Annotated in this window: 23 protein-coding genes; 10 read left to right on the top strand and 13 right to left on the bottom strand. The window is 69.1% G+C overall.

The window, feature by feature from the left end:
• The first annotated feature begins 21 nt into the window (after positions 1 to 21).
• Together ACIQF0_RS40635 and ACIQF0_RS40630 are read left to right on the top strand one after the other, a co-directional pair.
• Positions 22 to 1,209 carry an LCP family protein gene (locus tag ACIQF0_RS40635; protein WP_401039072.1) on the top strand — a complete coding sequence of 396 codons (1,188 nt, stop codon included), beginning with the start codon at positions 22 to 24 and terminating at the stop codon, positions 1,207 to 1,209.
• Between the two features lie 10 nt (positions 1,210 to 1,219).
• Positions 1,220 to 1,915, top strand: coding sequence for a TIGR03089 family protein (locus tag ACIQF0_RS40630; RefSeq protein WP_401039070.1), 696 nt, complete (start codon positions 1,220 to 1,222; stop codon positions 1,913 to 1,915).
• Here ACIQF0_RS40630 and ACIQF0_RS40625 read toward each other — a convergent pair.
• The 3 genes from ACIQF0_RS40625 to ACIQF0_RS40615 all read right to left on the bottom strand — a co-directional run bounded on the left by ACIQF0_RS40625 (position 1,896) and on the right by ACIQF0_RS40615 (position 4,221).
• Complete coding sequence (locus ACIQF0_RS40625; RefSeq protein ID WP_401039067.1) at positions 1,896 to 2,312, bottom strand: DoxX family protein; 417 nt, start codon at positions 2,310 to 2,312, stop codon at positions 1,896 to 1,898. The genes ACIQF0_RS40630 and ACIQF0_RS40625 overlap by 20 nt on opposite strands.
• Before the next feature lie 129 nt (positions 2,313 to 2,441).
• Complete coding sequence (locus ACIQF0_RS40620; RefSeq protein WP_401039065.1) at positions 2,442 to 3,203, bottom strand: META domain-containing protein; 762 nt, start codon at positions 3,201 to 3,203, stop codon at positions 2,442 to 2,444.
• 85 nt (positions 3,204 to 3,288) lie between these two features.
• Positions 3,289 to 4,221: a trypsin-like serine peptidase gene (locus ACIQF0_RS40615; protein WP_401039063.1), complete on the bottom strand. Its 933-nt coding sequence runs from the start codon at positions 4,219 to 4,221 to the stop codon at positions 3,289 to 3,291.
• A 312-nt stretch (positions 4,222 to 4,533) separates the two neighbouring features.
• Between ACIQF0_RS40615 and ACIQF0_RS40610 the strand changes: the two genes are divergently transcribed.
• The 4 genes from ACIQF0_RS40610 to ACIQF0_RS40595 all read left to right on the top strand — a co-directional run bounded on the left by ACIQF0_RS40610 (position 4,534) and on the right by ACIQF0_RS40595 (position 6,561).
• Positions 4,534 to 4,860, top strand: a complete 327-nt coding sequence (locus tag ACIQF0_RS40610; protein WP_360044127.1) for a metalloregulator ArsR/SmtB family transcription factor — start codon at positions 4,534 to 4,536, stop codon at positions 4,858 to 4,860.
• Entirely contained in the window at positions 4,857 to 5,336 is a 480-nt protein-coding gene (locus ACIQF0_RS40605) for an SRPBCC family protein (protein WP_401039061.1), read from the top strand. The genes ACIQF0_RS40610 and ACIQF0_RS40605 overlap by 4 nt, the downstream gene beginning before the upstream one ends.
• A 71-nt stretch (positions 5,337 to 5,407) precedes the next feature.
• Positions 5,408 to 6,127: a hypothetical protein gene (locus ACIQF0_RS40600; RefSeq protein WP_401039059.1), complete on the top strand. Its 720-nt coding sequence runs from the start codon at positions 5,408 to 5,410 to the stop codon at positions 6,125 to 6,127.
• Between the two features lie 77 nt (positions 6,128 to 6,204).
• Positions 6,205 to 6,561, top strand: coding sequence for a hypothetical protein (locus ACIQF0_RS40595; protein WP_401039057.1), 357 nt, complete (start codon positions 6,205 to 6,207; stop codon positions 6,559 to 6,561).
• Between the two features lie 56 nt (positions 6,562 to 6,617).
• Here the strand turns inward: ACIQF0_RS40595 and ACIQF0_RS40590 are convergent, their stop codons facing one another.
• The 4 genes from ACIQF0_RS40590 to ACIQF0_RS40575 form a co-directional block, all read right to left on the bottom strand.
• Positions 6,618 to 7,781 carry an acyl-CoA dehydrogenase gene (locus ACIQF0_RS40590; RefSeq protein WP_394615558.1) on the bottom strand — a complete coding sequence of 388 codons (1,164 nt, stop codon included), beginning with the start codon at positions 7,779 to 7,781 and terminating at the stop codon, positions 6,618 to 6,620.
• Between the two features lie 78 nt (positions 7,782 to 7,859).
• Positions 7,860 to 8,348, bottom strand: coding sequence for a 5-(carboxyamino)imidazole ribonucleotide mutase (gene purE / locus ACIQF0_RS40585; RefSeq protein ID WP_319975146.1), 489 nt, complete (start codon positions 8,346 to 8,348; stop codon positions 7,860 to 7,862).
• The gene (locus ACIQF0_RS40580; RefSeq protein ID WP_401039054.1) at positions 8,345 to 9,541 is read right to left on the bottom strand and encodes a 5-(carboxyamino)imidazole ribonucleotide synthase; all 1,197 of its coding nucleotides are present in this window, start codon (positions 9,539 to 9,541) and stop codon (positions 8,345 to 8,347) included. The genes purE and ACIQF0_RS40580 overlap by 4 nt, the downstream gene beginning before the upstream one ends.
• The gene (locus ACIQF0_RS40575; RefSeq protein WP_401039052.1) at positions 9,505 to 10,329 is read right to left on the bottom strand and encodes a helix-turn-helix domain-containing protein; all 825 of its coding nucleotides are present in this window, start codon (positions 10,327 to 10,329) and stop codon (positions 9,505 to 9,507) included. Before ACIQF0_RS40575 ends, ACIQF0_RS40580 begins: the two co-directional genes overlap by 37 nt.
• 68 nt (positions 10,330 to 10,397) lie before the next feature.
• Here ACIQF0_RS40575 and ACIQF0_RS40570 point away from each other — a divergent pair, with 68 nt between their 5' ends.
• Positions 10,398 to 11,156: an NAD-dependent epimerase/dehydratase family protein gene (locus ACIQF0_RS40570; protein WP_401039051.1), complete on the top strand. Its 759-nt coding sequence runs from the start codon at positions 10,398 to 10,400 to the stop codon at positions 11,154 to 11,156.
• On the opposite strand, the gene ACIQF0_RS40565 is transcribed toward ACIQF0_RS40570, so the two are convergent.
• The 4 genes from ACIQF0_RS40565 to ACIQF0_RS40550 all read right to left on the bottom strand — a co-directional run bounded on the left by ACIQF0_RS40565 (position 11,114) and on the right by ACIQF0_RS40550 (position 14,245).
• Positions 11,114 to 12,196, bottom strand: coding sequence for a hypothetical protein (locus ACIQF0_RS40565; RefSeq protein ID WP_401039049.1), 1,083 nt, complete (start codon positions 12,194 to 12,196; stop codon positions 11,114 to 11,116). The genes ACIQF0_RS40570 and ACIQF0_RS40565 overlap by 43 nt on opposite strands.
• Positions 12,193 to 12,987 (bottom strand): ABC transporter ATP-binding protein, encoded by a 795-nt coding sequence (locus ACIQF0_RS40560; protein WP_401039046.1) that lies wholly within the window; start codon positions 12,985 to 12,987, stop codon positions 12,193 to 12,195. The genes ACIQF0_RS40565 and ACIQF0_RS40560 overlap by 4 nt, the downstream gene beginning before the upstream one ends.
• Positions 12,984 to 13,364 carry a GntR family transcriptional regulator gene (locus ACIQF0_RS40555; protein ID WP_360044151.1) on the bottom strand — a complete coding sequence of 127 codons (381 nt, stop codon included), beginning with the start codon at positions 13,362 to 13,364 and terminating at the stop codon, positions 12,984 to 12,986. The genes ACIQF0_RS40560 and ACIQF0_RS40555 overlap by 4 nt, the downstream gene beginning before the upstream one ends.
• Before the next feature lie 113 nt (positions 13,365 to 13,477).
• Complete coding sequence (locus ACIQF0_RS40550; RefSeq protein WP_360044154.1) at positions 13,478 to 14,245, bottom strand: GGDEF domain-containing protein; 768 nt, start codon at positions 14,243 to 14,245, stop codon at positions 13,478 to 13,480.
• A 142-nt stretch (positions 14,246 to 14,387) separates the two neighbouring features.
• On the opposite strand from ACIQF0_RS40550, the gene ACIQF0_RS40545 reads away from it, so the two are divergent.
• From ACIQF0_RS40545 to ACIQF0_RS40535, 3 genes are all read left to right on the top strand, one after another.
• The gene (locus tag ACIQF0_RS40545) at positions 14,388 to 16,613 is read left to right on the top strand and encodes a sigma-70 family RNA polymerase sigma factor (RefSeq protein WP_401039042.1); all 2,226 of its coding nucleotides are present in this window, start codon (positions 14,388 to 14,390) and stop codon (positions 16,611 to 16,613) included.
• Positions 16,614 to 16,725: 112 nt separating this feature from the next.
• Positions 16,726 to 17,325 carry a GtrA family protein gene (locus ACIQF0_RS40540; protein WP_396425391.1) on the top strand — a complete coding sequence of 200 codons (600 nt, stop codon included), beginning with the start codon at positions 16,726 to 16,728 and terminating at the stop codon, positions 17,323 to 17,325.
• Positions 17,255 to 17,788 (top strand): GtrA family protein, encoded by a 534-nt coding sequence (locus ACIQF0_RS40535; protein ID WP_401039040.1) that lies wholly within the window; start codon positions 17,255 to 17,257, stop codon positions 17,786 to 17,788. The genes ACIQF0_RS40540 and ACIQF0_RS40535 overlap by 71 nt, the downstream gene beginning before the upstream one ends.
• Here ACIQF0_RS40535 and ACIQF0_RS40530 read toward each other — a convergent pair.
• Both ACIQF0_RS40530 and ACIQF0_RS40525 read right to left on the bottom strand, forming a co-directional pair.
• Positions 17,785 to 19,059, bottom strand: coding sequence for an ATP-binding protein (locus tag ACIQF0_RS40530; protein WP_360044160.1), 1,275 nt, complete (start codon positions 19,057 to 19,059; stop codon positions 17,785 to 17,787). The genes ACIQF0_RS40535 and ACIQF0_RS40530 overlap by 4 nt on opposite strands.
• Positions 19,059 to 19,733 (bottom strand): response regulator transcription factor, encoded by a 675-nt coding sequence (locus ACIQF0_RS40525; RefSeq protein ID WP_330272542.1) that lies wholly within the window; start codon positions 19,731 to 19,733, stop codon positions 19,059 to 19,061. Before ACIQF0_RS40525 ends, ACIQF0_RS40530 begins: the two co-directional genes overlap by 1 nt.
• Position 19,734: the final 1 nt, after the last annotated feature.

Below are 19,734 nucleotides of genomic sequence, written 5' to 3'. Positions count from 1 at the left end.
CAGCACACGAAGGGCCAACCCTTGAGCACTGCCGCACGCGCGAAGAAAACCGCACGGGTCATCGGCCGTACGGTGATCGCGCTTGTCGCCGTGACAACGTTGGCGTTCTCCGGCTACTTCTGGACCGCGCTGCGGCTGGTGAAGCAGAACACCAACACCACGCAGATCCTCCAGGTGCTGGAGGACATCCCGAACTCGCCACCCGTCGAGGACGGCGCGATCGACATCCTGCTGGTGGGCAGCGACAGCCGGACGGACGCGCAGGGGCGGCCACTTCCCGCGGACGTGTTGCGCAAGTTGCGCACCGAAGGCACGGACACCGTGAACACGGACACGATCATCGTGATGCGCGTGCCCCGCAACGGCGGCAAGGCGAGCGCCATCTCGATTCCACGCGACACGTACGTCCCGATCGCCGGCTACCGCGACGACAAGATCAATTCCGCGTACGGCGCGGTGAAGTACCTGACCGCGGAACGGTTGCAGGCCGAGGGCGTGAGCGACCAGCAGGAGCGCGAACGCAGGTCGGACGAGGCCGGGCGCAAGGCGCTCGTGCAGGCGGTGCAGGACCTCACGGGCATGCGCGTCGACCACTACGCGGAGATCAACCTCTACGGGTTCTACCTGCTGACCGAGGTGATCGGCGGTGTGCAGGTCTGCCTGAAGGCCGGCACGTCGGACCCGAACTCCGGCGCGAACTTCCGCGCCGGCCCGCAGACGATCTCGGGCGGTGACGCGTTGTCGTTCGTGCGGCAGCGGAACATGCCCGGCGGCGACCTGGGTCGCATCGCGCGGCAGCAGGTGTTCATGTCGCAGGCGATGAAGCAGTTGCTGTCCGCGGGCACGTTCACCGATCCCGGGAAGCTGAGCGGTCTGCTCGACACGGTGTCGAAGTCCGTTGTCGTGGACCAGAACCTCGACCTCACGACGCTGGCGACGCAGGCGCAGGGCCTCGCGTCGGGCAACGTGGAGTTCGCCACGATCCCGGTGACGAGCATCGACGGCCGCAACGAACGCGGGCAGAGCATCGTGACGGTCGACCGCGAGGCGGTGAAGGCTTGGGTGGCGCAGCAGATCGGCGAGACCCCGAAGCCCGTTCCGTCGCCGACGACCCCGAGTACGCCCGCGCGGTTCGGCCCTGAAAAGCTGCTCTCGCTGGACGGCGCGCAGGCTGTCGCAGCACGCCAGGATGTGCCGTGCGTCGACTAGGGAGAACCGCGTGAGCGTGACCGAGATCCTCTTCACGCCGTTGCTGAAGGCCGATCCCGGTCGTCCGCTGATCACGCACTACGACGACGCGGCGGGCACGCGGATCGAGCTGTCGCGCGCGACCGTGAAGAACTGGGCCGCGAAGACGGCGAACTGGCTGCGGGACGAGCACGACGTCGAACCAGGCGACTCGGTGGCGGTGCTGCTGCCCGCGCACTGGCAGACCGTGGGTCTGCTGCTCGGCGCCTGGTGGTGCGGTGCCCGCGTGGTCGGCGCCGGCTCCGACGCCAAGGTGGCCGTGGTCCCGCCCGGCGGCACGGCCGACGCGGACGTCGTCGCCGTGGCCTCGTTGCACCCCATGGGTTTGGGCTCCGGCGCCCCGGTCGACTACGCCGACGACGTGCGCGTGCACGGCGACGACTTCATGCCGTGGGAACCGGTCCCTGGTTCGACGCTCGCGCTGGGCGAGTCCACTGTGGACGAGGTGGTCGCGCAGGCGCGAGAGCTCGGCGCGAAGCTCGGCTCCGAACCGCGTGTGCTGTCCACTGTGGAGTGGGACTCGCCTTCCGCTGTGCTGGAAGGCTTTCTGGCCGTGCTCGCGGCCGGTGGCTCACTGGTGCAGGTGAGCAATCCCGACGCGGGCCAGCTGGCCGCGCGCCGGGAGAGCGAGAAGGTCACCCAGGAGATCACACAGCTGCTGGGTTGAGCACCTTGTTGTTCTTGAACAGCACGCGGTCCAGCGAGTAGGCACCACCGTTGAAGCCGAGGGCGAGGGCGGCCGCGCCGAGCACGACGACCAGTTCGGCACCACCCTCGCCGAGCAGGCCGTTCGGCAGGTGCACGAGGACCCACGCGCCGAGCATGTCTGCGGCGAGCAGCACGCCGACGACCGGCAGCGCCACACCGGCGATCAGCGCGAGGCCACCGGCGAGTTCGACGGACGCGGCGAACCACGCGGACAGCGTCGGCAGCGGCACGCCCATCTTGCCGAACGAGCCCGCGGTGCCCGCCATGCCGAACTCGGTGAACTTCTGCCAGCCGTGCGCGACGAACACGACGCCGACGGCGATGCGCCCGATGAGTGCGGCGATGTCCTTGACCATGTTTCCTGCTCCCCGATCCTGTCGTTCAGCTGTAGGTCGTTCAGCCTCGAACCAAAACTAGTGCAGGTTTGAACAACCTCATGATTTCGACAGGAAGCCAACAGCGAGTCCACAGGTTCGCTGGTCGCGCTACTTCTTGAGGGTCAGACCGGCGCCCTCCGCGTTGGTCAGGATCAGCGAGGAGCGGTTGATCTTGTAGGTGAACTCGCCCTTGCCCAACGCCTGCACGACGGCCTCTTCCACGGCGTTGACCTGCTCACCACACCCCATGTCGGTGATGGACCCCAGCTCGACCTTGATCGTCTGGCCGGCCAGTTCGTACGGCTGGTCGCCGCCCCTGAGATTGCAGCCGCTGTCCACGGCCATGTTGCCGTTGCGGAAGGCGACCGTGACCTTCACTCCAGCGGGCAGGGACGAGACGGCGTCGCGCGTGACGAGCCCGTCGACGGTCCAGGTGCCCTCCAGGGTGGCGGGCTGTTCCGTCGCGAGCACGATCTCCGCGTCCGCCCCGGTGAGCACGAGGTTGGTGCCGTCGAGCTTCCAGGACGGTGTCGCGCGGAGCAGCTTCGACAGCCACTCGTCCTGCTGGTGCAGTTCGGGCTTGGGACAGCCCATCGCGGTCATGGCGAGGTCGGCGACGGAGAGCTTGCCGTCGTCGAGCTTGACCGGGCTCTGCATCTGGTTGCAGCCGGCGCTCGCGATCAGCCTGTCGTCGTCGGTGAATCTCAGTTCCACCGTCGTGCCCTCGACCAGGGCGCGCGGCTTGCCCTGGTCGGTGACGGAGGACGAGACGTACACCTTGCCCCGCAGGTTCGCCCCCTGGCCCGTGGAGGTGCTCGTGCAGGCGGTGGCGGCCAGCAACAGGACGGCGAGGGCGATTCGGGTACTCATGCGAGTAGGACGGAACGGCGTGGCCCTGTGGTTGCCCGAAGGCCGGGTGCGGGATTTCCGCGCCCGGCCAACGGAAAATTCGATGTCACGGGGACAGCGACTCAGCGAAGTCGTAGAGACTCTTGATGTCGTTGTCGAAGTACGGCCCGTCCATCTGACTCGCGTCGGCGTGCCGGTGGCTGACCACGCTGTTGATGTAGCCCAGCCCGTTCTGGTCGTTGTACTCCTGCAGCCACGGTCCGCCCGACGATCCGCCGGTCATGTTGCACCAGGCCCGCACCTGCTGGCTGTGGCCGTTCCAGGTCGTGCCCTGGCAGAAGTACTGCAGCTCACCGGTGAACGGCGCACCCGCGGGGTAGCCGAGGATCGTGACGAACACCGAGTAGCCCCAGTTCCAGCGCAACCCGTTGCCGCCCACGACGTTCGCGATCGAACTGCCGCCGAGGGTCTGCATGATGACGATGCCCATGTCCTCGTCACTGTTGCTGGAGTTGATCCAGGCGGTGCGAGACGTGAGCTGGTAGGCACTCCACGTGCCGAAGGGGCGCGCGCCGTTGCGGTAGCGAGGCACGAACACCCAGTTGCTCATCCACTGGCCGCCGGCACCGCCGTGCACGCAGTGCCCCGCCGTCTGGACCAGCTTCCTCTTGGCGCTGCTCACGGTCGCGCCGGAGCAGACGTAGTTCAGGCCGTTGGCCGGGTTGGTGAAGAACACCTTTCCGACCGTCGCCGACTCGTTGAGCATCGTCCCGATGCCCTGCGCCTGCTCGGTCTTGACCTTCACCGAGGGTGCGACCCCTTCGATGCTGCCCGCACGACCCGAGGGCTGGTGTGGGGAAGCGGCCTGAACCGTGGCGGGTGCCTGTGCCGGGATCGCGGCGGCCATGCGCTCCGGAGTCCAGTACGCCTCGGCCGCGGCGGCCGACTGGATCTTGTTGTCGGAGGTTCTGGCCAGGCTGGCAGCGCTGCCGTTCGGTGCCGCCTGCGCGGTCGGCACGAGCACGGAAGCAGCCAGCAAAAATCCGAACGCTAATGAAACAGTTCTTTTCGCTCTCATTCGAAATACCTCACTAAACGAGGTTAACTTGCGGCTTTGAGAACGTAGCGATGCCTCTGACCTGGTGTCCAGCTGTTTGTTGAAGTTGCTCTGTTCAGCCCCGCTTCCATTCCATGCCTGCCAGAAAAAGGTCCATCCGGGCCATTTCTTCGGCCGATGTGCCGGATTGGAAAGCGCTATCCGTCAGTCGATCTTGAGCCTGGGGGTTGACAGATCGGACACTCGTCGCTGTACTTAACCCAGAGGTTAGATAACCAAGTGGTTAGGTACGAGATGGACCAGCTGAGCTCCACCTTCGCCGCGCTGGCGGACCCGACCCGCCGGGCGATCCTCGCGCGGCTCACGGAGGGCCCGGCGACGGTGAAGGAGCTCTCCGAGCCGTTCGACATCAGCGGCCCGGCGATCTCCAAACACCTGCGCGTGCTGGAGAAGGCAGGCCTGATCACCCGCGGCAGGGAAGCCCAGTGGCGCCCCTGCCAGCTCGATGCGACACCGCTGAAGGAGGTCGCCGTGTGGGCTGAGAACTACCGCCGCTTCTGGGATGCGAGCTACACGCGCCTGGACGCACTCTTGACCGAGATGAAGGAGAACGACCGATGACCACGGTGAAGTTCGGCACGACCGTCACCCTCCCCTCCGACACCGAGATCGCGATGTCGCGCACGTTCGACGCGCCCGCATCGTTGGTGTGGAAGGCCTTCACGACGCCAGAACTGCTCCGGCGCTGGCTGCTCGGCCCCGACGGCTGGGAGATGCCGATCTGCGAGGTCGACCTGCGCGTGGGCGGCAAGTGGCGCTACGGCTGGGCGCAGCCGGACGGTTCGGCCGCGTTCGAGATGTACGGGGAGTACACCGAGGTCACGCCGTTCTCGCGGATCGTCAACACGGAGATCTTCGAGGACAACCCGCCGTCCATCACGACTGTCGAGTTCGTGGAGGTGGACGGTCAGACGACGATGACCACCACGATGACGCTGGTGTCGCAGGAGGCTCGGGACGCGGTGCTCGCGACCGGCATGTCAGACGGCGCGGGGCGCAGCTACGAGCGGCTGGGCGAGGTCCTGGCCACGCTGTGACCCGTTCGGCGGAGTGGTGCGGGCGGCGATCTGGGCGATGCTCCGCGTGACCGGTCACGCGGAGGGTTGCCATGAACTCGATACTGCTGTTGCTACCGGCGATCCTCGTGCTGGCCGCCATCGGCGTGTACGGCTGGCGAAACGCCTCGAGAACCGCCCGCCGCGCCGAACACAAGAGCGCGACCGCTGTCGAGGCCGCCAAGCTGGCGATGGTCACGGCGACCACGTACGAGCGCCCAGCCGACCTGGAACAGGGACGCATCCGCACGTTCCTGATGCTCGACGAGAGCTCGATCATGAGCATGTACGGCCAAACCCCGCAGGCCGCCGCCGAGGCACGCCTCCGCGAGGTAGAGCGCGGCACGTCACGCGAGGCGTCGCTGGGCCTTGGTTCGCTCGTCGAGGCGGGCGGCAGGCGTTCCGGCAGCGAGACCGTGCGGGAGACGTTCGAAGCGGAGACGAACGCCGCCCGCGCGCTCGACGTGGTGCTGCGTCACCTGGTCGCCCGCGACGAGCTGGTGCAGCTGGACCTGACCGCTGGGGGCGTCGTCTCGGGTTCCCCGCAGGGCTACGTGAAGGTCAAGGCGTCGTACCGGATCGCGTTGCGAGACAACGACATCGCCGTTTCCGGTCCCGGTATCGCCTTCACCGTGCCGCTCTCACGGGTGCCGGCCTCCGCCTCGGCTGTGTTCGTGGACGGCTCGACCATCACCGCCATCTGCTTCGGACGTGCGGTGCGCCGGGAAGAGTCCACAGTGGTCGTTCTGCCGACCGCCCTCTACCTGGCTTGAGGTTGGCGGACCGTAATCACCTTTGGTGACAACGGTTCCCCCGGTCAGGGTTCATGTGCGCGGTTACGTTCGGGCGCATGGGACGTTTTCTCGTGACTCTGGCCATCACGCTCGGCTTCGCCGTGCTGTCCGCTCCGCTCGCACACGCCGCTCCGGGCTCGCGCTGGGACGTTGTGCCGTGCGCGTCCGGCTCGAAGGCCCTGTGGCTGCCACGCGTCGACAAGTTCGGCACGGATTTGTCGTGCACGACAGAGGAAGCCCGGTCCGCTGCGGTGAAGGCGGCGGTGGACAGCGGGAGTCCTACGCGGATGATGAACGTCGCCATCGCGTTCGCGCAGCAGCTCGCTGACAAGTCCTTGACGGCTTCGTCGCCTTGCGTGCTGGGGGCGAAGGGGGCTGTCGGCGAGGCGATCGGCACTTGCGTGGCTGCCTGACTGAGCAATGATCGGCCTGGAGGACGAGCCTCCAGGCCGATCACAGGGTCGTCGACCTAGCCGTTGAGCACGGCGCGCGACATCACGACGCGCTGGATCTGGTTCGTGCCCTCGTAGATCTGCGTGATCTTCGCGTCCCGCATCATCCGCTCGACCGGGAAGTCGCGCGTGTAGCCGGCGCCGCCGAAGAGCTGCACCGCGTCCGTGGTGACCTCCATGGCCACGTCGGAGGCGAAGCACTTGGCGGCGGCGGTGATGAAGCCGATGTTCGGCTCGCCGCGTTCCGCCTTGGCGGCGGCGACGTAGACCATGTGGCGGGCCGCCTCGATCTTCATCGCCATGTCGGCGAGCATGAACTGGACGCCCTGGAAGTCCGAAATGGACTTTCCGAACTGCTTGCGGTCCTTGACGTACGCGACCGCGGCTTCGAGGGCACCCTGCGCGATGCCCACGGCCTGGGCGCCGATCGTCGGGCGGGTGTGGTCCAACGTCTTCAAAGCCGTCTTGAGGCCCGTGCCCGGCTCGCCGATGATGCGGTTGGCCGGGATGGTGCAGTTCTCGAAGTAGATCTCGCGGGTCGGCGAGCCCTTGATGCCGAGCTTGCGCTCCTTCGGGCCCACCGAGAAGCCGGGGTCGTCCTTGTGCACGACGAACGCCGAGATACCGGCGGACTTCTTCGCGGCGTTGGGGTCCGTCACGGCCATGACGGTGTACCAGGTGGACTCGCCGGCGTTGGTGATCCAGCACTTGGTGCCGTTGAGCACCCAGTCCGAGCCGTCCAGGACGGCGCGCGTGCGCATCGACGCGGTGTCGGAGCCCGCCTCGCGCTCGGACAGCGCGTAGGAGGCCATGGCCTCGCCGGAGGCGATGGACGGCATGACGAGCTGCTTCAGTTCCTCGGACGCCGAGAGGAGGATCGGCATCGTGCCGAGCTTGTTCACGGCCGGGATCAGCGAGGAGGACGCGCAGACGCGGGCCACTTCCTCGATGACGATGCAGGTGGCGACGGAGTCCGCGCCCTGGCCGTCGTAGTCCTCTGGCACGTGGACGGCCGCGAAGCCCGCCTTGACCAGGGCGTTGTGGGCCTCTACCGGGAAGCGCTCGTTCTCGTCGACCTCGGCCGCGTGCGGCTTGATCTCCTTCTCGGCGAGCGAGCGGACGGCCTCTCGCAGCGCCTCGTGCTCCTCGGCGAGCTGATAGGTGCCGAAGCTCGGGTTCACCTTGTTACCTCCCAGTAGCGAGTACTCGGCACGATGTTAGCGCCCGTTCACGTCGGGCGCTGCTGTGCTGTTGAGCACTCAGAGGGACTTCTGCAGCGCCGCGTCCTTGTCTAGTACGAGCTGCTCGAGTTCTGCCTGGAAGCGGGCCATGCGTTCCTGCAGTGCGACGTCCGAGGCCGCCAGCACGCGGACGGCCAGCAGGCCCGCGTTGCGCGCACCACCGACTGAGACCGTGGCGACCGGGACGCCCGCGGGCATCTGCACGATCGAGAGCAGCGAGTCCATGCCGTCGAGGTACTTGAGAGGCACCGGCACGCCGATGACCGGGAGCACCGTGGCCGAGGCGACCATGCCGGGCAGGTGGGCGGCGCCGCCGGCACCCGCGATGATCACGCGCAGACCACGCGAGGCAGCCGAACCGGCGTAGTCGAGCATGCGCTGCGGGGTGCGGTGGGCGGAGACGACGCTCACCTCGAACGGCACGTCGAACTCGGCGAGGGCCTCGGTGGCCGCCTTCATCACCGGCCAGTCCGAGTCGCTGCCCATGATCACGCCAACCTGAGTCACTCCGCACTCCGCTTCTCGCCGTGAATGTCGTATCCGTCTGACCAGATGCCCGTGGACAGCCAGTGAGCGGCAAGCTGCGCGCGCTGGCGGACCTCGGTCATGTCGTTGCCGAGGAACGTCACGTGCCCGACCTTTCGGCCCGGCCGTTCCTCCTTGCCGTACAGGTGCACGTGCGCGTCCGGGAACCGCGCGAACAGGTGGTGCACGCGCTCGTCCGGCCCCATCGCGGGCACGTCGGAAGCGCCGAGGACGTTCGCCATCACGACGGCCGGCGCCATCAGGTCGGTGCGGCCGAGCGGGTAGTCCAGGACGGCGCGCAGGTGCTGTTCGAACTGCGACGTGCGCGCGCCCTCGATCGACCAGTGGCCGGAGTTGTGGGGGCGCATCGCCAGCTCGTTCACGACCACGCCGCCCGCGGTCTCGAACAGCTCGACGGCCAGCACGCCCACGACGCCCAGCGCTTCGGCGACCTTCAGGGCCAGCTCCTGAGCCTCGGCGCCGTCCAGGGCCGGAGCCGGCGCGAGAACCTCGACGCAGATGCCGTCGGACTGCACGGTCTCGACGACGGGCCACGCCGCGCCCTGACCGAACGGCGAGCGCGCCACGACAGCGGCCAGTTCGCGGCGCATCGGCACGCACTGCTCGACCATCAACGGCGTCCCGGCCTCCAGCAGCTCGGGGACGACCCGCTCGGCGCTCTGCGGGGTGTTCAGCATCCACACGCCGCGCCCGTCGTAGCCGCCGCGGATCGCCTTCAGCACGCACGGCCAGCCGTGCGCCGCGCCGAACTTCTGCACGTCGCGAACCTCGTGCACCTCGGCGAACGGCGGCACCGGCAGCCCCAGCTCGGCCAGCCGCACCCGCATCTTGAGCTTGTCCTGCGCGTACTGCAGCGCGTCCGGACCGGGGTGCACCTTCACGCCCTCGGCGACCAGCGCGCGCAGGTGCTCCTGCGGTACGTGCTCGTGGTCGAACGTGACGACCTCGCAGCCCTTCGCGAACGCGCGCAACGCGTCGAGGTCGGTGTGGGTGCCGAGAACCACGTCCCGCGCGACGAGGGCGGCGGGGTCGTTCTCGGAGACTGCGAGCACGCGCAGCGACTGTCCCAGCGGGATCGCGGCCTGGTGCGTCATGCGGGCGAGCTGCCCGCCGCCGATCATTCCGACGACGGGGAGACGGGTACGAGAGTCCACGGTTCAGGCATTCTACCTGCGGCTTCTCCGGCGCTCACCAGCAGATCCAGCCTCTGCGCGGTGACGCTGCCCTCGGGTGCGACGTGGATCACGAGCCGCTGGTCGTGCTCGGGCGCGCTGAGCACCTCGCAGTCGAACTCCAGCAGGCCGAGTACCGGGTGCCGCAGCCGTTTGCGTGCCGAACGGCGCACCGCCACGTCGTGCTCCGCCCACAGCCGCGCGAACTGCGGGCTCGCCATCAGCTCGTCGACCAACGGCCGCACGGCCGGTCGCCGGGCCAGGGTCGCGCGCAGATCCGCGACGTGGGAACGGGCGACCACCTCGCGGTCCTCCGCGGGCACCCAGCTCTCGTCGCCCAGGAAGAACGCCCTGAGCAGGTTGCGGCCGACGACGTCCCCGAACACCAGCTCGGCACGCGGGGTCGCGGCGAGCACGTCGCCGCGATCGGAGATCACCACCGCGAGGTCGTCACGCAGCCGGTCGAGCAGCAGCCGGACGGCCGGACGGACCGACGTCGACGCGGGTTCCTCGGGCACGGCCTCGCCCGCCAGCCGGAACAGGTGCGCGCGCTCGTCGGCGTCGAGTTCCAACGCGCGGGCGATGCCGTTCAGGACCGACACGGACGGATGCGGCCCACGAGCCTGTTCGAGGCGCGAGTAGTAGTCGACGGACACGCCCGCGGCGGCCGCGACCTCTTCACGACGACGTCCCGGCGTGCGTCGCCGACCATTGCCCACCGGCGTCATCCGCTCACGACGGCTGCGCAGGAAGTCCGCCATTTCTCGCATGCCCTCCACGGTAGCCAGGACCGGACTGTCCCTGGCTGCACTCACGACGTCAGCAGACGCTGGACCACATGAAGATCGCGATGACGGGCTCGACCGGACGGGTCGGCAGCAGGCTCCTCCCACGGCTGCGGGAGCAGGACCACGACGTGCGCACCCTGGCCGGGAGGCTCGAAGACACCAAGGCGGTGGAGGAACTGGTGGACGGCGTGGACGCCGTGGTGCACGTGGCGGCCGCTCTCCGCACGAGCACCGACTTCGAAGGCGTGAACGTCCACGGCACGCGGAAGCTCGCCGAGCTGAGCGAGAAGGTGCCGCTGTTCGTCCACATCAGCACGAACCTCGTGTACCCCAAGGGACTGGGCCGGCCCGCGACCGAGACCGACCCCGCCAACCCCGCCGAGGAGTTCGGCGACTACCCCCGCACCAAGGCTCTCGGCGAACAGGCCGTCCTCGACACGAGGGAGGCCACGATCCTCCGTCTCGCCTTCGTCTACGGCGACGGCGATCCGCACCTCGAAGAGTCGCTGCGCTGGGCGGCGACGTGGCCAGGGCATCAGCGGCTGCACCTGGTGCACCACGAAGACGTGGCACAGGGGGTCGTCAAAGCCCTCGACGCAGGTGGGGGCGGGATCTTCAACATCGCCGACGACAGCCCGATCACGGCCGTCGAACTGCACCAGTTGAACGGCCTCACCCCCGGTGAAGCCGTTCAGCAGGACTTCGACCCGTGGCACGGGATCGTGTCGACGAACCACGCCCAGCGGGTGCTCGGCTTCCGCCCGCGCTACCCCTCGGCCTTGGCAGCGGCGGTGTCCGGCGCGCTCTGATCACTCGGCTCGGGCTCGGACTCCGCCACGGAATCGGGCTCAGGCTCGGGCTCCGCCACGGAATCGGAATCGGGCTCGGAATCGGAATCGAGCTCGGGCTCGGAATCGGGCTCGGAGGACTTCTCCGCGACGGGCGTGGGCTCGGGCACGGGCGGACCGAGGCGGCGGTGCGCACGGGAGGGCTTCCACCCACCACCGTTGCGCATCAGCCGGAAGACCACGGCCAGCAAGCCCGCCGCGATCAGCGCGCACACCAGGAACTCGGCGATCTGGAACCACACGATGCGCTCGATCGGCTGGTAGTCGACGTACGTGCCGATGGCGGCGTTCACACGGCGCATGCAACTGGTCTCGTTGATGGCCGTCATGCAGTCGCTGCGGGCAGGCACCGCTTGCAGGTCGGACCCGGCGTAGCCGTGGCCGAGTTCCAAGCCTCGATCGGGCACTACCGCCGTGTCCTCCCAACGGGCGATCACGCGTGCCGGTGGCCAGTAGAAGGGACGCACCAACACGGCCAGGACGATGCGCACGACCACGAAGAGCACGATCGTCACCGCGATCGCCGTCACGACGTTCCTGCTCAACAGACCGATGAGCACGCCGATCGCGAGCCCGAGGGCGGCGTAACCGATCTGCACGAGCGAGTTGGCCTCGAAGCTGTTCCACGTCCGCACGAAGCCGAAGTAGCCGTCGCCGTTGCCGATGAGCACCGCCAGCAGCACGGCCAGGCCACCGAGCACGATGAGCTTGCCGCGCAACCACTGCACGGGCGTGGCGTCCTGGCCCCACGCCACGAAATAGGTGCGTTCCTCCAGTTCGCGGGCGATCAGCGGAGCGCCCCAGAACGCGCCGACCAACGCACCGAACGCGGTCTGCACGATCAAGGCGTAGAAGCCGCCGATCGGCATCGAGGACTCGAGGAACGGGAGCGCCTCGATCGACCACAGGTTCCAGATGGCGATCAGCGCGACGGTCCCGACGCCGGAGATGGCCCAGCGGTGCTGGCGCCAGGTCAGCCAGATGAGTGATTTCAGGTTCACAGGTCACGCTCCAGGTGCGCCACGACCAGTTCCTCCAGCGTCACGTACCGGGCTGTCCAGGGTTCGTCGATCCGCTGGCCGCCCGATCTCACCAGGTACGACGACTGGGCCCTGCCGTGCTTCGCCAGCACCACGTGCCCCTCCACGGGCGACTTCGAGGCGTGCGGACCGGTGTAGAGGACGTGGTCTTCCAGCAGTTCGTCGGCATCGCCGTCCACCAGCAGCCGGCCGCGCGACAGCACCAGCAACCGGTCGGCCACTCCCGCGATCTCCCCCACGGCGTGCGTGGAGAAGATCAGCGTCATGCCCTTGTCGTTGACCTCGGTCAGCAACTCCCGCATGACCTTCCTGCGCGCCAGCGGATCCAGTTCGGCCAGCGGTTCGTCCAGCATCAGGACGTCCGGGCGGGACCCCAGCGCCAGCGCGAGCACCACGTGCGTGCGCTCACCACCGGACAGGTCCTCGATCTGGAGCTTGCGCGGGATCCGGAACCGGTTGAGCCACTGCTCGGCCCGGTCGTGGTCCCAGACGGTGTTCATGCGGCGGCCGAACTCCAGCACGTCCGCGACCCTGAACGACTTGTACATGGGCTTGTGCTGGGGCACGTACGCGACCCGGCCCGCGATCGACGTGTGGCCCGATTCCGGCATCAGGTGCCCGGCCAGCACGTTGAGCAGCGTCGTCTTGCCGGAGCCGTTGGCTCCCACCATCGCCGTGACGCTGCCCGGCGGTAGTTCGAACGAGACGTCCCGTAAAGCCCACTTCGACACTTCGGCCGCAACCACGCTCATTGCGCTCCCCCACTCAGCACTTCGCGCAGCAGCGCGTAGATGTCCTCGTCCTCCAACCCGGCGGAGCGTGCCTCCGCGACCCATGTGGCGAGCTTGGCGCGCAACGGGTCCAGGTCCTCGGGGGCGGCGGACCCCAAGGAGGCCTTGACGAAGGTGCCGGAGCCCTGACGGGCTTCGACGAGGCCGGCGAGTTCGAGCTCGCGGTAGGCCTTGAGCACGGTGTTCGCGTTCACGCCGCTCGTGGCGACGACGTCGCGGACCGTCGGCAGCCGATCACCCGGCTGCAACCAGCCGAGCCTCAGGGCCTCCCTGACCTGCCTGCCGAGTTGCAGGTAGGCGGGAAGACCACTGCCGCGGTCAACGTGGAACTCGACCACGCACGCTCCCCAGATTGTTCTAGTGAACTAGCACAATAGAACACTTCTCGGAGCGTTGGGAAGACACCCCCGGTGGGGACACGGGGAGCACCCGTGGGCGCGGGACAGGGGGTTCAGCGCCCAAGCGAGGTGAGGAGCGCACGCGCCTCGGCGTGCGTGTCCGGCAACTGCTCGACCCAGACCTTGGCGGGTCCGACCGGACGGACGTTCGGGTCGTCGGCGAGCCGGTCGGCCGCCAGGACTCTGAGGTTCGACACTCTTCGTGCCAGCAGTTCGTCCCGGCGAACCAGCACGGCGGCCACGCACGGCCCGAGGGTCGCCAACGTCTCGCCACCGTCGAAGACAGTGCGCAACGCGTCGGACGCGAGCGTCATCGCGACCACGCGGGACCAGCCGGTGGCCCGGTGCACGTCGAGGCGCAGCATCACCAGCGCGTAGTCGAGAGTCGCGACGGGTGTCTCCCGGTACACCTCGCCGAGCCTCGTGCGCAGGTAGGCGGCGGTCGCCAGCCCGGTCAGAGGGTCCTCGGCCGCGCACTCGCCGGCCTGCTTCGTCACCACGTCCGCCCATCCCAGCGCTGTCATGCGCAACATCCGCGCGGGGAGCGAGTCGACGTCCGGCGACACGACGTGCGACACGGCGGTCAGCACGGCGTGCAACGCGGCCAGGTCCATCAGCGTCTCGCTCAGGCCCGCTCCCGCCTCGGCACGAGCCCGGCCCAGCCGGACCAGCGCGTCGCCGGGGTCGGTGTTCTCCAGCATCGCCGCGCACACGTCGTCGACCTCGGCGAGCGGCCAGTCTGCGGGGAACGCCCAGCCTGCGGCCATGGTGGCGGTCCGCCACCTCGACTTCAGGAGGCGTTCCGCTTGTGCGACACCCACCCGGTCTCCCTCCAGTTCACCCGATTCCAGGTGGGAGACGCAGCCGTCGCTGATTCGTGACGCAACCCGCGCGGGGGATTGAGATGACTCTGTCAGGCGCCGTAAGTCACACTGAGCGCCGCGAGGGAGGGAAACGAAGACTGTGGCAATCGTTCCTGCAGACGTCCAGGGACCCAGCGACGCCGAACTGATCGAATCAGTGCGTGGTGGGACCATCGACGCCTACGGCCAGTTGTACGAACGCCACGTCTCGGCGGCCTACAACCTCGCCCGCCAGTTGGCCCGTTCTCAGGCCGAGGCCGACGACCTCGTCTCCGAGGCGTTCGCGAAGGTGCTGGACACGCTCCGTGCTGGGCGCGGACCCGACTCGGCGTTCCGCGCGTACCTGCTCACGGCGCTGCGGCACACCGCGTACGACAAGACGCGCCGCGACAAGAAGGTCGACCTCACCGAGGACATGACCGACGTCGCGCCCGCCGTGCAGTTCAGCGACACCGCGGTGGCCGGCCTCGAGAAGTCGATGGCCGCCCGCGCGTTCGCCGCGCTGCCCGAGCGCTGGCAGATGGTGCTCTGGCACACCGAGATCGAGGGCCAGTCGCCCGCCGAGGTCGCCCCGCTGCTCGGGCTGACGGCCAACGGCGTGTCCGCGCTCGCCTACCGCGCCCGTGAGGGCCTCAAGCAGCAGTACCTGCAGATGCACCTGACCGACACGGAGGCGGAGCGCTGCCGGGCGACCGTCGACCGGCTCGGTGCCTGGACCCGCGCCGGCCTGTCCAAGCGCGAGGCGACCCAGGTCGAGGCGCACCTCGACGAGTGCGGCCGGTGCCGCGCGCTGGCCGCCGAACTCGCGGACGTCAACGGCGCGCTGCGGATCTTCGTCGCCCCGCTGGTGCTGGGCATCGGTGCCACGACGTACCTGATCGCCGCCGGAACCACGACGGCCGTCGTCGGTGCCGGCGCGGCCGCGGGTGGTGCGGGCGCCGTCGGTGCCGCGATCCCCCGTCAGCTCGTCACGGTCGGTGGTTCCGCTGCCGCCGTGGCCGCGGCCGTGGCGATCGCGCTGGCCGCGGCCGGTGGCGAGCAGCAGGCGCCTGTGGTCCAGGCCGTCGAACCGCCTCCTGCGCAGACGCAGGTCCAGCCGCCGCGACCGGTGCCGCCGGCACCCGTTCCGCCCGCTCCCACGCCCCAGCCTCCGCAGCCCACGACGGAACCGCCGCCCGTGGTGACTCCGCCCGCGCCGCCGGCACCACCAGCGCCTGAGCCCCCTGCCCCCGAACCTCCCGCTCCCGCGCCGCCGTCGCTCACGCCGACCACGCCGAGCGGGTTCACGCTGACGCCCGGCGAGGAGCCCAAGGACTTCCCGATCTCCATCCGCAACACCGGTGGCACCACGGCGCCGCCCGCGAGCATGGTGCTGAACCTGCCGCCCGGCGTCGTCTCGACCGGCGGGCCCGCGTCGTTCGGCGCCGCGCGCCTGCTGCAACCGGACGGCTCGGCCGACCAGACGGTGAACTGCCCCGCCGGCACCGGCACGATCACGTGCGTGACGCCGCAGGGCATCGCACCCGGCGGGCAGGCGACGTTCCACTTCCTGCTGCGCGCGACCGACACCGCGGTGCCCGGCACCATCACCGGCGTCATCAGCGCGGGTGCGGCCATCTCCGTCAACGTCAGCGTCGCGGTCAACGTGCCGCCGGTGAACGACGACCTCGAACTCTTCGTGAAGACGTGGCAGGACGAGGTGTTCTGGGACCCGCGCGCGGACGTCGAGGTGCGCAACACGGGCCCACGCGCGGGCACGTTGAAGCTGGACGTGTCGACGTCGGAGAACCTCGTGCTCTACACGCCGTACCGCGAGTGCACGTCGTCCGGCAAGACGACGCTGCGCTGCGTCACCGACCTGGACAAGGGCGGCCGGTACCGGATGTCCCTCTGGGCGTTCGGGCACCGCGGCGGCAACATCACCGTCACCGCCACGCTGGGCAACGCGACGAAGTCCGTGACCGTGCCGATCAAGGCCTGGCCGGAGCCTCCTGGCGAGGAACCGCCGAACCCGCCGACGTCCACGACGACGACTCCTCCGACGACCACGACGACGCAACCCACGAAGCCGACCGAGCCGACGCGGCCGACCGAACCGACGGTGACCAAGCCGACGGAGCCCACGGTCCCCACCAAGCCGACCGAGCCGACGGTGACCTCGCCGACGGTGACCGTGCCGACGCTGCCGGAGCCGTCCGAGACGACGCCGCCACCGTCGTCGACCACACCACCGCCGACCTCGGAGCCGTGCGACCCGTGGCCGGGACTGCTGCCGTCGCTGATCCCGGACCTGTTCGGCAGGCCGTGTCCCGCGCCGCGAAGTTGATCAAAAGTTGATCTTTGGTCGTCACTGAACGTGCAGCTCACGTGCCTCTGGGTGGCGGAAAGTAACACCCGGAGGCAGTGGCCGTTACCTTGATCCGTAAGCTGGGCAGGTGCTGCCAGTCGTTCGCCGTGCCATGAGCCGGTTGCCAGAACCACTCCAGTTCCTGCTGCACAAGCACCGCGAGATGATCAGGTTCGCCCTGGTCGGCGGCACGACGTTCCTGATCGACAACGGTGTCTGGTACGCGCTCAAGCTCACCGTGCTGACCGACAAGGTCGTCACGGCGAAGGTCATCGGCGTGCTGGTGGCGATCATCGCCTCGTACGTGCTGTCCCGCGAGTGGTCGTTCCACACCCGCGGTGGCCGCGAGCGTCACCACGAAGCCGCACTGTTCTTCCTGGTCAGCGGCCTGGGCGTGGGGATCAACATCCTGCCTCTGTGGCTGTCGCGGCACCTGTTCGGCCTCCAGGCACCGTTCGTCTCGGTGTTCACCGAGGAGATCGCGGACTTCGTCTCCGGCTCGATCATCGGCATGCTGCTCGCCACCGGCTTCAAGTTCTGGGCGATGCGGCGCTGGGTGTTCCCGGACGCCGACGCGCGGCCGGACCGGCGCGTTCACCCGATCTCCGTAGACTCGTCGCGTGTCCCTAGGCGAAACAGTGATCTCGCGGTTTCCGGAGCCGATCCGGTCGATCGCGCTGAAGCATCGTGAACTAGTCAAGTTCGCCCTGGTCGGGGGCACCTGCTTCGTGATCGACACCGTCCTGTTCTTCGGGATCAAGACGGTCGTCCTGCCGAACAACCCGGTGACCGCGAAGATCATCGCGACCCTGGTCGCCACGATCGTGTCGTACATCCTGAACAGGGAGTGGTCGTTCCGCACCCGCGGCGGCCGCGAGCGTCACCACGAGGCGCTGCTGTTCTTCCTGGTCAACGGCATCGGCATCGTGCTGAACTCGGCGCCGCTGTACATCGCGCGGTACGCGTTCCACCTGCAGGAGCCGCACGTGTCGCGACTCACGGAGGAGATCTCGGACTTCCTGAGCGCGCAGATCATCGGCACGCTCATCGCGATGGCCTTCCGCTGGTACGGCTACAAGAACTGGGTCTTCCCCGAGGAGAACGCCCGCAGGAGCCGGTCGATCGAGGACGAGAAGGAACTCGGCCACTCCTAACGGGGTGTGCCCGGCGTCTTCCAGGAGATGCCCACCACGTCCTGAGCCTTCGGCACCGGCAGGAACACGGCGAACGTCGCCGGCCGCGCCGTGGACAGCTCCAACCGGCCGCCGTCCGCGTCGACCAGCGCCCGTGCGAGCGCCAGCCCCACCCCGGTCGAGCCGCCGCCGGAGACGCCGCGCTCGAAGATGTGCGCAGCCAGGTCGTCCGGCACACCTGAGCCGCCGTCGCTGACCTCGACCACGACCGTGCCCTCCTCGCTGCGCGCGGTGATGACGACGGACCCCTCGCCGTGGCGCAGGGCGTTGTCCAGCAGCACTCCGATGGCCTCGCGCAGGCGGGCGGGGGTGGCGCGGGCGAGCAGGCCGTCCGGGACGCGGACGCGCAACGCCCTGCCCTGGCCCCTGACCTGCTCGCGCCACTCCTCGGCGATCAGGTTCAGCGCGGGCCGCAGCTCCAGCGGTTCGGCGCCGACGGCCCGGGCCGCACGGGCGGCGGCGAGGAGTTCGTCCAGCACGGCGGCGAGGCGTTCGGCCTGTTCGAGGGCGGCACGGGCCTCGGCGGCCGTGTCAGGTTCCGGGTGCTCCGCCAGCGCCTCCAGGCGCAGTTGCAGGGCCGTGAGACGGCTGCGGAGCTGGTGGGAGACGTCGCCGACCAGCTCGCGTTCGCGCTGGACCAGGCGAGCGAGGGCGGTGGCGGAGGTGTCGAGGGCTTCGGAGACCGCGTCGAGTTCCTCGATGTTGTAGCGCTGGTCGTCGGCGCGGAAGTCGCCCGCACCCAGCCGGGACGCGCGGGCGGCCACGTGCCCCAACGGGCGGGCAAGCGTTTGCGCCGTCACCAGGGCCACGACGGTGCCGGTGCCCACCGAGAGCGCCAGCAGGAGCAGCACCAGGCCCGCGACCTGGGCCTGCTGCGTGTGCATCGGTCCGGAGGGGATCTCCAGCCGGACGGTGCCCTGCTGGGCGATCGTCAGTTCGACGGCCAGCGGGTCGTCGCCCGGCGAGGGTCCCGTGACCTTGGTGGTGCCCGCCGAGATCACCGTGAGGCGGCCGTCGGTCGGTATCGCGACCCGTACGGCCTCGATGTCGATGCTCTGCTGCTTGGCGAGCTGGTCGTCGAGCGTCGTCGCGATCTGCTGGGCTCGCTCGGTGAGGCTGCCGCGGGCGGTGTCCTCGACGAGTTGCAGCGCGGTGTAGCCGAGCGGCAGGCCGAGCACGAAGCCCGTGACGGCGACGGCGAGCAGGATCGCCCGCAGGATCCGGCGGCGCACTAGTCGGCGTTGAAGCGGAAGCCACGGCCCCGCACGGTCGCGATGCGCTTCTCGGCGGAGTTCGGGGTGCCGTCGCTGAGCTTCCTGCGCAGCCACGACATGTGCATGTCGAGCGTCTTGCTGCCCTTGAGGTCGGGGTCGTTCCAGACCTCGGACAGGATCTCGTCGCGGCTCACGACCTGCCCCGCGCGCTGGATCAGCACCTTGAGCAGCTCGAACTCCTTGTTCGCCAGCTGGATCTCGCCGCCGTCGACCGTGACTCGGCGGGCGGCCAGGTCGACGCGGACGCCGTTGACCTCCAGCGTTCCCGGCGCGCGACGGCGCAGCAGGGCCCGGATGCGGGCCATCAGCTCGGCCAGGCGGAACGGCTTGGCGACGTAGTCGTCCGCGCCGGCGTCGAGGCCGACGACGAAGTCGACCTCGTCGGCTCGGGCGGTGAGCATCAGCACGGGTACGCCTCTGCCGCTCTGGCGCAGCCTGCGGCACACCTCCAACCCGTCCATGCCCGGCAGGCCGAGGTCCAGCACCAGGAGGTCGATACCCCCGGCGATGGCGGCTTCGAAGGCCTTTGGCCCGTCGCCCACGACCTGCACCGAATAGCCCTCCCGCGTCAACGCGCGGGAGAGAGGTTCCGCGATGGCCGGATCGTCCTCGGCCAGCAACACCACGCTCACG

Source organism: Lentzea sp. NPDC092896, from assembly GCF_044754905.1.
Lineage (GTDB): Bacteria > Actinomycetota > Actinomycetes > Mycobacteriales > Pseudonocardiaceae > Lentzea.
This window is presented reverse-complemented; position numbering and strand designations above follow the sequence as displayed.